This is a genomic window from Chitinophaga qingshengii (genome assembly GCF_014529935.1).
In the GTDB taxonomy this organism is placed as follows: domain Bacteria; phylum Bacteroidota; class Bacteroidia; order Chitinophagales; family Chitinophagaceae; genus Chitinophaga; species Chitinophaga qingshengii.
The window spans coordinates 203,367-215,108 of sequence record NZ_JACVFC010000007.1; the positions used below are offsets into that span (position 1 = coordinate 203,367).

Genomic DNA, 11,742 nt, shown 5'->3' on the forward strand with positions numbered 1-11,742 from the left:
TATGAAACATCCATATATATTACCGTTGTTGGGAATACTTACCCTCAGTGCCTGCAGCAAGGATTTTATCAACCTGGCGCCACAGTCCAACCAAACAACGTCCACTTTCTTTAAAACCGCGTCCGACTTTGAGCAGGGCGTTAATGCGATATACGACGGGTTACAGAGTAACCAGACTTACGGTAAAACTTACTATTACCTGATGGAAGTACGCAGCGACAACACCGATATCTGGGACCGTGGAGCGCTGGCGGGTGTTGCTTCCCAGATTGATTTCTTTACCGAAGTCACCACCAACCCTTTTGTCAGCGATGGTTATGCCGGCGCCTATGTGATCATTACCCGCGCCAACGCCGTGCTGGACCAGATAGATGCGTCAGCCATTCCTGATGCGTCGAAGAAGCAGTATAAAGGAGAAGCCCTGTTCCTGCGGGCCTTGTCTTATTTCAACCTGGTACGGCTATACGGTCCGGTGCCGCTGGTCACCAAAATGGAAACTACCTCACAGGCTTTGAATCATAAAAGGAATGCCGTAGCGGAAGTGTACGGCCAGATAGAAAACGATCTGCAAGCGGCAGCCTCGCTGCTACCGGCTGTATATACTAACGTCAACGACTATGGCCGGGCTACAGCCGGCAGCGCCTGGGGATTGTTAGGTAAAGTGCGGGTGACGCAGAAAAAATGGAATGACGCGCTGGCAGCCCTGAAAAATGTTACCGGTTACAATCTGCTCACCGACTACGCAGACCTCTACAAACCGGCCAATGTGGTGAATTCAGAAATATTGTTTGCCGTGCGTTACAAAAAAGGGCTTAATCCATCTGAGGGGAACAACTATTTCGCCGATATGGTGCCGGTGTCTTTCTATTATAATGGTGTATTGTATGGCGGCTCCAATAACAACAGGCCTACACATGACCTGGTGGCCGCTTACGAGTCGGGCGACAAACGTTTGGGCGTATCGCTCGATACTACCTATAACAACAGTGCCACCAATGTAGTCAAAGGCAACTATGTCAAAAAATACCTGGATGTACCGGGTGCTACCAATGATGGCGGCAGTAATTTCCCTGTATTGCGTTATGCCGACATCCTGTTGTTACAGGCAGAAGCGCTTAATGAGCAGGGGTACAATCCTGCTACCGGCGTAGGGACCGCTTTCGGTTTCCTGAATGCTGTCCGTACCCGTGCCGGTTTGCCGGAAAAGAAGCCGGCCGATTTGCCGGACCAGGCTAGTTTCCGGGCGGCTGTCTTCCAGGAGAGGCGTGTGGAGCTGGCTTTTGAAAATGACCGCTGGTTTGATCTGGCGCGTAGTACCAACGGGGTGGCCGTGTTGCAGGCATACCTGAAACAGGAGTATAATCTGACCACACCGGTACTGAATGCCGATCGCCTGCTGTTTCCGATACCGCAAAGTGAAATCAATATACACAACGATCCCGCCAATTTCCCGCAGAACAAAGGGTACTAGCGGCGGATAAACAGGGGAACCATGAAACATATTTATGCCGGCGTGTTGTGCGTGCTGCTGTCGTTGACAGCAGCCGCGCGGACCGCCGGGGACTCTGCATGGGTACATACCCACTATGTCAAAAAAGAACAGTATATCCGTATGCGTGATGGGGTACAATTGTTCACCGTTATTTACCAGCCTGTGGATAGCAGTGAGCGGCATCCGGTACTCATGACCCGCACACCTTACTCCTGTGCGCCCTATGGCGCGGCTTTGTCGCCCAACCTGTGGAATTCCTACTGGCATCAGTATGTCCGTGAGGGTTATATCATTGTGATGCAGGATGTGCGTGGCCGTTGGATGAGCGAAGGGCAGTTTGCCGACATCCGTCCCTTTAATCCGGATAAAAAGGGAACCGCTACTGATGAAGCCAGTGATACCTACGATACTATCGATTGGTTGTTGCAGCACGTATCGCACAATAACGGGAGGGTGGGGCTTTTCGGTATTTCCTATCCCGGTTTCTACACTACCATGGGCGCATTATGCGGGCATCCCGCGTTGAAGGCTGCCAGTCCGCAGGCGCCGGTGACCGATTGGTTTCATGGCGACGATTTCCATCATAACGGCGCCTTTTTCCTGATGGACTGTTTCGGGTTTTATACCAAAGGGTTCGGGTATCCGCATCCGCGGCCGATATCGGTCGCGCCCGTACAGGCGTTGCAGTTACCCTGCGCCGATAACTACCAGACCTTTCTGCAGATAGGCGCCATCCCTAATTTCACCAAACTAACCGGCGATAGTCTCGCGTTCTGGAAAGAGCTGATGGTCCATCCGAACTATGACGACTGGTGGAAGGCCCGTGATCCGAGGCAGCATGTGGGACGTATACAACCGGCGATATTAGTGGTGGGTGGGCTTTTTGATGCAGAAGATTGTTACGGCGCCTGGAACTTGTACAAAGCGATTGAACAACAAAAGCCGGCCACCCATTTTAATAAACTGGTGATGGGCCCGTGGTATCATGGACAGTGGGCATCCTCTGACGGCTCGCGGTTAGGCAATGTACAATTTGGCGGTAATACGGCCACCTGGTACCAGGAACATATAGAGGTACCTTTCTTTAATTATTATCTCAAAGACAAAGGGTCGCTGGCAAATTTGCCGGAAGCAACCATCTTTTTCACCGGGGAGAACCGCTGGCGGCAGTTTACCGCCTGGCCATCCGCAGCAGTGCAGTACAAGTCATTGTACCTGCAGCCCGGCTGCGCGCTGGGATGGACGCCGCCTGCCGGTGCAACGAAGCCCTACAGTGAGTATATCAGTGATCCCGCCCATCCGGTGCCTTATACCGGTGAGGTGCATTATGTCCGTACCCGTGACTATATGACCGATGATCAGCGTTTTGCTGCCCGCCGGGCGGATGTGCTGACGTTTGAAACCGCGCCGCTTACCGAAGCAGTAAGTATAGGCGGTACCGTTACAGCGGATCTTCGTGTAAGCATTACCGGTACCGATGCCGATTTTGTGGTGAAGATCATTGATGTGTTTCCGGATGATTTCAGTTATCCCGGGGCGCCGCAGCCTAATAAAACCCGTGACGCCGGCGGCCCGCACCCGATGGGCGGTTACCAGATGCTGGTCCGTGGGGAGATTTTCCGGGGGCGTTACCGGCATAGTTTCACCCATCCGGAAGCATTTACGCCCGGAAAAGTGGAGCAGGTACGGTTTGACCTGCCCGATATTGCCCACACCTTTTTAAAAGGACATCGTATGATGGTGCAGATACAAAGCAGCTGGTTTCCATTGGCCGACAGGAATCCGCAGCAGTTCATTAATATATACGAGGCGCAGGATAAAGATTTTCAGAAAGCCGGTATCCGGGTATATCATGATGCGGCACATCCTTCGGGGGTAATATTGCCGGTGATCCCCGCAGTTGTTTTGAACGGGCAATAGAGACATTTCCCCTATTACCCCGGAATAGCCGCTTCATCTGAAGGAAACTGAATGACATCTTAGTCCTGGGTTTCAGCCCTGGAGGACCATATATCCCGTTTCATCAGGATATCCGTTTGTTCATCCGCACCTAAGCGGAAGATATGGGTCCCAAAAGGAACGAAGTTATGTTTACGATAGAAGCCTTGTGCCTTTTCATTTTTATCCCATACGCCCAGCCATAGGAAAGCGACTTTTTTCTCCCGGGCTACGGCGATGGCTTTATCCAGCAGTTGCCTGCCGGCTTTCAGTCCCTGGTGTTGTTGCAGGACATAGATTCTTTCTATTTCCAGGGTGTTTTGGTCCCGGAGGTCTGTCTGTGCGTTGCCGGTGTTTAGTTTGATGTATCCGATGGGAGCGTCCTGGTGAAAAGCCAGGTAGTAGCTGCTGTCCGGCGAATTGATTTCGTGTGTCAGCTGCGCTTCATTAAAATACCGGGATAGGTAGTCCCGCATATCTTCCGGTGTATTAAAGGTTTCATAGGTTTCCCTAAAAGTGGTGATGGCGAGGGGTTGTAGTTGTGTGATATTTTCCGTCGTTGCGCGAATAATATGTATAGCCGTCATGAATTCCTTTTTTGCAAAGATACTTCAGGCGTGATATACCATCATCATTCCGACAGTTTCCTTTTAGTACCTTCGCGGTATGACGAGACAAGAAACGCAACTGACTGACAGGGATATTCAATTGCTGAAAAGCCTGGGGAAGGTGAAGGGGCGCCGTTTGAGGTTGCTGTTGTTTTTTACCCTGGTTACGCTGGTATTTGGGTTGTTATTAATAATGCCGCTGCAGGAAGCAGCTGGTTTTACGATTGGAGTAGGACTAATATTCCTGCTGATGTTCTCGCTTTGCTATTTTATGTGGCGGGGGGTGTGGCTAATGCGGCGGCGTAGTGAGCGGAGTATTGCCAACGGGAAAAAGGGCATTATAGAAATGCCGTTAAAAACATTGCAGGCCAATGGTCGTGGCGGGGTGGATTATGTGGCCGACAATGGCGAGGTGTACCGGGTAGCGGTTCCTTTGCCGGGTGTTTCTGTATTAGGAAAACAGCTGCCGTCCTGGTACCCGGGCGTAATAGAGCGGGCCGCCGGAATTACCGGTGAGCGGGTACAGCTGCATATCAGTGTTACCGGTGTGTTGCTGCAGGCGACTTACCCCGATGCGCCGGCAGTGAGTGCGCCGGCGGTGTTAACGGAAACGGATAAACACCTGGTGCATCAGTACCGCGACCGGGAGAAAACGATCGTCATCGGAAAAATTACAGAGATATTATACCCCTTACAACGGCGGAAAAGCGGCCCGGAAACGTATATCCGTTTGGGTGATACCCTTTATCTGCTGAAGCCGTTGCGGCAGACCGAACATCCAGTTACGCCCGGGCTGGAAGTGCATCTGCATGTGCTGCCGGGAAAAAATGGAGAGGCAGATCAGCTGTTGTATTTGCTGGGGGCATAGGGAACCGGGTAACCTAGGTAGCCCTGGGCTAAAATGGTTGTTTCTCCCAAATGAATGCAAATTCAAATCGCTAAAACGAAAAGGGTTATTCCTGGTTACAGGGTAGGTTCATCCTTATTCTGCCTTCAGGCTGTCGGCCGGATTGGTCATTGCCGCTTTAATACCCTGGTAGCTGATCGTCAGCAGTGCTATCAGTGTGGCGAGCAGGCCGGCCATTACAAACATCCACCAGGAAAGGGATATGTGATAGTCCATATGTTGTAACAGCACCTGCATGGCCCAGGCAGCCAGGGGAGTGGCAAGCAGGAAGGCCAGGAATACCGGTTTCATCAGATCGGCTGACAGCATCAGCCACAGGCGTGTAACACTGGCGCCAAAAACTTTACGGATACCAATTTCGCGGATACGTTTTTCTGCCATAAATGTAGATAACCCCAGTAACCCCAGGCAGGAAATGATAATAGCCAGCGTACCAACCACACTGACCATATGCCAGGTGGATTGGATACCCCGGAACTTACGTTCCTGTGCATCCTGCGTAAAATGGAATTCAAAAGGAAAACCTGGGGCCGCTTTCTTAAACGCGGCTTCAAGTTGTTGTACCTGTTGTTTCCATTGCCCGTCGTTGACGAGCCGCACAAAAATATGATTCAGGGTACCGGTATTGAGAAATACGGCGAGCGGCGGAGTGGTTTCAAACGGATCATTAAAAGAGAAGTTTTTGACTACGCCGATGACCATATTCTGGCCGATTAATGTACCCACTATAGGTGGTTTTAATCCCATTTTTTTGACGGCAGCCTCATTCAGGATACAGCCCAGCGTATCGCCGAAGTCGCGGCTAAAGTCCCGCCCCTCCGCGAGGGACAGCCCGGTTGTTTTAATCCAGTCGTATTGTACCTGGCTGAGACAGACCATAAAGTTCTGATCAGCGGTTTTACCAGGCCATACCATGTCATTGGTAGCGCCGTTGAAACGCACCAGGTCATCATTGCCGGCGGAAACGCTTTGCACCCCCGGGATCTGCAGAAATGCTTCGCGGAGAGTATTGTACCTGCCGGCCATATTGCCGCGGGTGGGAATATCGATCAGGTTTTCGGCATCATAGCCGATCGGAAGCTGCTGTACATACTGGTGCTGCCGGAATATAACGATGGTAGTAATGATGAGGAAAATGGAAATCATGAACTGAAAGGTGACGAGGCCTTTGCGGAAAATAGCGCTCCCACGGTGACTGAGTACCTGTCCTTTTAATACTTTAACAGGGCGGAAAGCACTGAGGAAAAAAGCGGGGTAACTGCCGGCAATAAGGCCGGTCATCAGCGCCAGTCCAACAATGGACAGCCACAGCTGCCAGTTGGCCAGGTCCATCACCAGGTGGGTACGGAGCAGGGTATTCATCGCATGGATACTCAGTTTAGCCAGAATGATACCTGTCACCAGGGCTAACAGGGCCATGGCAACGGATTCAGAGAGAAACTGATATATAAGCTGCTGCCGGGTGGCGCCAAGGGTTTTACGGACGCCTACTTCCCGGGCACGTTGGGCAGAGCGGGCAGTAGCCAGGTTCATAAAGTTGATACAGGCCAGCAGTAACACAAAAATGCCGATAATAACGGCGAACTGGATAATCTGTATTCTGCCACCAGCGGGGCGCCCATTCTTAAATTTCCCATAGAGGTGGAAGTCAGCAAAGGGATAGGCAAAAGCGGTGCTGTTACCGTAACGGGTACCGATTAGTTTTTTGAGTTTATCGTTAAATACCTTCGGATCAACATGGGGTTTGAGGGTGATGAAAGTCTGCATGGCATTATAATCCCAGCGGTCTGATATACCCGGCGTCTGTTGTTCCACGAGGCGGTAGGGTAATACCACATCAAAACGAAGGGTACTGTGTTCGGGGATATCCTGTATAACGGCGCCTACTTTCAGGCTACGTGTCTGATTATGCTGGAATACTTTGCCGACAGCATCGTCGGTGCCAAAGAATTTGCGCGCGGTGCTGGAGGAGATGACGATAGAACCGGGGTCAGAAAGGGCTGCTACCGGATCGCCGGCGATGACGGGGAACCGGAAAATGTGGAAGAAATCAGGATCGGCATAGATCCCGTTTTCGTAAGTGCTTTTCTCTCCGATATGTAACAGCTGATCGCCACCATTGGCAATACGGGCTACATGATCGGCGTCCGGCAGCCCGTCGCGGATAGCGGTGGCTAATGCGGGCGTAGTAGTGTAGCCGGTATACATCACGTTCTCCCTGGTATCATTGATCAGGATGCCATAAATGGAGGACAGGTTCTGATGAAACCGGTCGAACTGCAATTCATTTTTTACAAAGAGGATAAAAATGATGCCCAGCGCAAGGCCTATAGATAGTCCGCTGATATTCACAAAAGTGAAAAGCCTGTTTTTGACCATTCCGCGGAATATGGCGGCGTAGTAGTTTTTCAGCATAATCTGGAATTTTAACCTGCTGATAGCTGCTCCGCCAAGAAGGTGCCATAATTGAAACCTTTGCCTGGCGGGGAAGTGGCGGTGGAGGGGCGTCCGTTTTTGGAACAGATATGTCCGAATCCGTACGCACGGGTAGATCAACGGATGATCGCACCAACGATATGCATGACCAGGGAATGGGTCGGCGCCGGAAAACTGCTGTCGTAAACTGCTATGGGCAGTTAGAGCGGAGAAGCCATCGTGACAAGTAGCTGAAGAAAAGCCGCTGGTGGCGCATTCCTGGTAATCCTGATCACCAGTTGCCGTTGGGGGACTGCTGCAGGATGGTTTTGGCGCGCAGTTGTCCCTGTTTCATCCAGCTTTGCATCAGCAGTCTGTCGAACCGCAGGCCGGTCGGGAAATCGGGGTCCAGCTCAGCCTCCGGGCTGATATAATACACCTTCACCGGTGTGCTGGCTGACTGTTTGTAGGCGCTGAGTACTTCGAGATCATTTTCCCGTACCTCCTGTATAAAAATGGTGACGGCCCGCATGAGCACATCCAGCAGCGCGGTATAGTTGCCGGTGCCTGGTTGCTGGGCATCGGGATTATTACTGAGGATGTATATCCGGTGTTCCTGCTGCGGTGGCAGGTTGCTGACTACTGCGCGGGTAGGAATGACTTCGCGGTTGCCGCCATCCACGTACTGCAGGCCATTGATGGTAACGGGCGGCATAAAAACGGCCTGGTTGCTGCTGCTTTGCAATGCTTTCACCAACATTTCCGTGGTGCTGATAACCAGGTTGTCATAATGTGGATTGGCAGCCAGCGGCCGGGAGGAGAAAACCGTCAGCCGCCCTGTTTGCAGGCAGACCGCATTGAGGCACAGCAGGGCAGGGGACTGTTGTATGGTATGCCACGCTGCATCCGTCATCTGTTGCCGGATCTGGTTTTCCAGTGGTGTAGTATCATACAGGTAAGGTTTGTTGTTGATGATATTATCGATCGCATTTTGTTTGTTGAGAATATCCGCGTTGCTGTTACTGAGGTAGATATCTGTGACCTCCGGTATTTTACCGGCGGCCACCATGGCGGCGATGAGTGCGCCGGTGCTGGTACCGCTGATGAGATCGAAGTTGCGGATGCCGGTGGTGGTCATCAGTTGCCGGAGCGCGCCTACGCTGAAGGCGCCTTTAGCACCACCACCGCTGGTAATAAGTACGTTCATGATCTTTTTTTGAAAGGCTGATGAAACAGGACAAGGCCAACGGCGAAGCCCATCCGGGTGGATTTCAGTTCATTGTTGACCGACAGATTGATACCGAAAGGTCCCAGCTGTAATTCGGCGCCCAATGCTACCTGGTTGAAATGTACGAAGCTGGTGTTATATTCCGTATAAGCGTTAAGGTTACCAACGCCGACGGGTATCTTTTTTACCGAGATATCGGTCACCCGTACGGCCAGCCGGGTGCTGAGCGTTGTATAGAAAGTATTGCCACGGAGGAAAACAGCGGGACCAGCCATCAGGCGAAGCCTGCCACCACATTGACCGGGCGGGGCGAAGGTGTAGCTAAGATAACCCCGCAGGGTACCCAGGTAGGCTACCTGGTTGCTGAAGATGTTGGCCGCGCCCTGGCTAAGCTCCAACCTTTTTTCAAAACCGCTGCAGAACTCAGATGAGGGAAAGTCCGGATGGGCAATACCGGAGCGGTTCATATAAACGAGCCACTGAAAAACGTTATTGGCTTCATCGTCCGGCAGGGCATCGGCGAAGCAGGTACCGTTCAGGGTGTCGTTAATGAAAGTCGCGGTTTGCCGGCTCACGCGGACAAAATCGCGGTAGCCCTGAGGATTTTTTTGTTTCAGCTGTGAGAGCAGCTGTTCGTTGGCGCTGTCCTGCGGCTGATATTTTCCGAGGGTTTTCGTGAGCGCAGATATGGTGTTTGCATAGGAGACCGCTTTAGCTCTGCAGATGGCATTATCACAGCATTTCTCAGTCGTTTGTGCAGTGAGCTCCCGGATGCTGCCTATGCATAGTAACAATAGCAGCAGGGTGTTTTTCATAACCGGAAGTTAGGGTATTTCAGGGAAGTATCCATGCAGTTCACGCAAAGGCGCAAAGCAGCAAAGGCGCAAAGATGATTGAAGCGAATATAAGAAAACGAAGGAGTCTCGCAAAGGTTACATAAGTGAGCAAAGAAAGCAAAGGAGCGAAGAGCAACTGTTGATCTTCGTTCCTTTGTTTTCTTACTAATTAACAAAAAACCTTTGCGCCTTTGCTGCTTTGCGCCTTTGCGTGAAAAAAAATCGCTTTGCGGGAAAATTTGAGTAGTTTAACCGGGTGCATGCATTATTAAAAACTATTGTATGGAAGACGCTGAAGTAAACTACCTGTGGCAGTCAGTTTGCGAGGCGGATGATCAGTCGGCTTTCCGTGCGTTATTTGACTATTTCTATAACCGGTTGGTCCGTTTTGCGGCCGATCTGGCTGGTACCCGGGAGGCGGCGGAAGAAATTGTGGCGGATGTATTTGTGCAACTTTGGAAAAACCGCCGGCAAACGGCAGGGGTTATACGATTGAAGACCTATTTATATACCGCGGTCCGTCATCGCAGCTATAATTATATACGTGATCATCAGCAGCACCAGTGGCTGGGACTGGACTGTATTGAAGAACCGGCTGCGGCTACCCAGCAACCCTCGCTGGAATGGAAAGAACTGCGCCAACAGCTGGATGCGGCGGTAGACCGGTTGTCGCCGCAATGCCGTACCGTGTTTCGTATGGTGCGGGAAGAAGGATTTAAATATAAGGAGGTGGCTGCTATCCTGGATGTTTCGCCACGCACGGTGGAAACGCAGCTGGTCAGAGCGGTAGCGCGCCTGCGGGAGGTGCTGCAGGCAGCGCAGCATCCGGCCAGGTGATGGCTGCGGCTGTTGTGTATCATCGGCGACGGCCTGCAAAAACGTGGCTGCCGGCGCCAACCCAATGGACCTGGGCAGTTTGATCAGCATCCCCGGTGGATACCGTTTATTCTTCCTGCTGCGGGAAACCGGGTATGATTCCGGTCGTCTTCTCCCGCGGCTGCTTTCCCAATTTTTTTTTCGGCTTTGTACGTAATCTCCTCTTTTTTCGTGTCTGGTTATCGGGAGAGCACTTCTTTCCGGATAAATGATGACCACAGAACAACGTCTGAATGAACTGATAGCAGCCCGGCTGGCCGGTGCCATCGATGCGGAGGGTATGGCTGAGCTGGAATCTTTGTTGCACCGGCACCCGGAGCAACGATCCACCCTCGCGTTGCTGGAACAGTACTGGGAGGCCGTTCCGGCAGCCGTTCAATCGCCCGAATCCGCGTTCCGGTCCATAATGGCCGTGGCGGAGCCGGATATTCCATCTACCGGAAAAATAAAAACAAAGGGTATCCTTTCCCGTTACTGGCGATGGGGAGCAGCTGCTGCCATACTGTTGGGTATATTCATTTACCTGCGTCCGGGAAGTCAGCAACATCAACAGATAGTGCGTACCAACGATGGAGAAAGAAAAACTTTCCGTCTCGCAGATGCCAGCACGGTGCACCTCAACGGGGGCAGTCAGCTGCGTTGCGTACTGGATGGCTCCCGTCGTGAACTATGGCTGGAAGGGGAGGCCTATTTTGAAGTAGCGCCTGATCCCGCCCGTCCTTTTATTGTACACGCTTCCGGTGTTAATATTCATGCACTGGGAACGGCTTTCAACGTGAAAGCCTACCATGGCCAGTCTACCTGTGAAACCACCCTGCTGGAAGGAGCCGTAGAAGTATATGCGGACAAAACCCCTGATAGCAGGATACGGTTGCGGCCCTACGAAAAAATAGCCCTCGACGGGTCGGCATCTATCGCGGCGCCGATTAAGAAAATAAACCTGAAAACCATCGCTGCTGCTATTCCGGCTACGAAAGCGGTAGTAGCGCCGCTGGCGGACAGCAGCCTGACAGAAACAGCCTGGGTGAGCAACCGGCTGCAATTTGATGAAGTTGACTTTGAAGAACTGGCCCGGCTGCTGCAACGCTGGTATGGCGTGCACATCAGCTTCCGCGATGAAAAACCGAAACATTATGTTTTCAGCGGCGCCTTTGCAGGAGAAACCGTTACCCAGGCACTGGATGCCCTGCAGCTAACGGAAGATTTTCGTTATGAAGTAGTGGATAACACGATTACCATATTTAGCACGTCAACAAAAAATAAGCAGTAAAACCGTTATGAATCCGTAAAAAACAAACAGTAGAACAACCAGAAAAAGAACAGGAAATGCTACGAACATTTCCTGTTTACAGGTAAAGAAACAATGCACATCCTCCTTTGGCCGGGCGGTAAGGGCATTGTCATTTTTCTCACCCATCATCACAAATTTATGCAAAATGTCA

General features: G+C 51.6%; 9 protein-coding genes. 5 read left to right on the plus strand and 4 right to left on the minus strand.

Annotation, left to right across the window (positions count from 1 at the left end; translation table 11 throughout):
* Position 1: 1 nt before the first annotated feature.
* Positions 2-1,471 carry a RagB/SusD family nutrient uptake outer membrane protein gene (locus ICL07_RS31930; protein ID WP_188092124.1) on the plus strand — a complete coding sequence of 490 codons (1,470 nt, stop codon included), beginning with the start codon at positions 2-4 and terminating at the stop codon, positions 1,469-1,471.
* A 21-nt stretch (positions 1,472-1,492) separates the two neighbouring features.
* Complete coding sequence (locus ICL07_RS31935; RefSeq protein WP_188092125.1) at positions 1,493-3,412, plus strand: CocE/NonD family hydrolase; 1,920 nt, start codon at positions 1,493-1,495, stop codon at positions 3,410-3,412.
* Between the two features lie 59 nt (positions 3,413-3,471).
* Here the strand turns inward: ICL07_RS31935 and ICL07_RS31940 are convergent, their stop codons facing one another.
* Positions 3,472-4,017, minus strand: coding sequence for a GNAT family N-acetyltransferase (locus ICL07_RS31940; protein WP_188092126.1), 546 nt, complete (start codon positions 4,015-4,017; stop codon positions 3,472-3,474).
* A gap of 79 nt (positions 4,018-4,096) precedes the next feature.
* Between ICL07_RS31940 and ICL07_RS31945 the strand changes: the two genes are divergently transcribed.
* A complete protein-coding gene (locus tag ICL07_RS31945) occupies positions 4,097-4,906 on the plus strand; it encodes a hypothetical protein (protein WP_188092127.1) in 810 nt (269 codons plus the stop codon).
* A 114-nt stretch (positions 4,907-5,020) separates the two neighbouring features.
* Here the strand turns inward: ICL07_RS31945 and ICL07_RS31950 are convergent, their stop codons facing one another.
* The 3 genes from ICL07_RS31950 to ICL07_RS31960 form a co-directional block, all read right to left on the minus strand.
* Positions 5,021-7,360, minus strand: a complete 2,340-nt coding sequence (locus tag ICL07_RS31950; RefSeq protein ID WP_188092128.1) for an ABC transporter permease — start codon at positions 7,358-7,360, stop codon at positions 5,021-5,023.
* 292 nt (positions 7,361-7,652) lie between these two features.
* Entirely contained in the window at positions 7,653-8,567 is a 915-nt protein-coding gene (locus tag ICL07_RS31955; RefSeq protein ID WP_188092129.1) for a patatin-like phospholipase family protein, read from the minus strand.
* Complete coding sequence (locus ICL07_RS31960; RefSeq protein WP_188092130.1) at positions 8,564-9,403, minus strand: hypothetical protein; 840 nt, start codon at positions 9,401-9,403, stop codon at positions 8,564-8,566. Before ICL07_RS31960 ends, ICL07_RS31955 begins: the two co-directional genes overlap by 4 nt.
* Before the next feature lie 303 nt (positions 9,404-9,706).
* Between ICL07_RS31960 and ICL07_RS31965 the strand changes: the two genes are divergently transcribed.
* Positions 9,707-10,261 carry an RNA polymerase sigma-70 factor gene (locus ICL07_RS31965; RefSeq protein WP_188092131.1) on the plus strand — a complete coding sequence of 185 codons (555 nt, stop codon included), beginning with the start codon at positions 9,707-9,709 and terminating at the stop codon, positions 10,259-10,261.
* Between the two features lie 247 nt (positions 10,262-10,508).
* Positions 10,509-11,570, plus strand: coding sequence for a FecR family protein (locus ICL07_RS31970; RefSeq protein ID WP_188092132.1), 1,062 nt, complete (start codon positions 10,509-10,511; stop codon positions 11,568-11,570).
* Positions 11,571-11,742: the final 172 nt, after the last annotated feature.

Excerpts from the sequence above, each read along its gene's own strand:
- ICL07_RS31965 (WP_188092131.1), top strand. The coding sequence starts at position 9,707 with ATGGAAGACGCTGAAGTAAACTACCTGTGGCAGTCAGTTTGCGAGGCG.
- ICL07_RS31930 (WP_188092124.1), top strand. The coding sequence starts at position 2 with ATGAAACATCCATATATATTACCGTTGTTGGGAATACTTACCCTCAGT.
- ICL07_RS31950 (WP_188092128.1), bottom strand. The coding sequence starts at position 7,360 with ATGCTGAAAAACTACTACGCCGCCATATTCCGCGGAATGGTCAAAAAC.
- ICL07_RS31955 (WP_188092129.1), bottom strand. The coding sequence starts at position 8,567 with ATGAACGTACTTATTACCAGCGGTGGTGGTGCTAAAGGCGCCTTCAGC.
- ICL07_RS31960 (WP_188092130.1), bottom strand. The coding sequence starts at position 9,403 with ATGAAAAACACCCTGCTGCTATTGTTACTATGCATAGGCAGCATCCGG.
- ICL07_RS31970 (WP_188092132.1), top strand. The coding sequence starts at position 10,509 with ATGATGACCACAGAACAACGTCTGAATGAACTGATAGCAGCCCGGCTG.
- ICL07_RS31945 (WP_188092127.1), top strand. The coding sequence starts at position 4,097 with ATGACGAGACAAGAAACGCAACTGACTGACAGGGATATTCAATTGCTG.
- ICL07_RS31940 (WP_188092126.1), bottom strand. The coding sequence starts at position 4,017 with ATGACGGCTATACATATTATTCGCGCAACGACGGAAAATATCACACAA.
- ICL07_RS31935 (WP_188092125.1), top strand. The coding sequence starts at position 1,493 with ATGAAACATATTTATGCCGGCGTGTTGTGCGTGCTGCTGTCGTTGACA.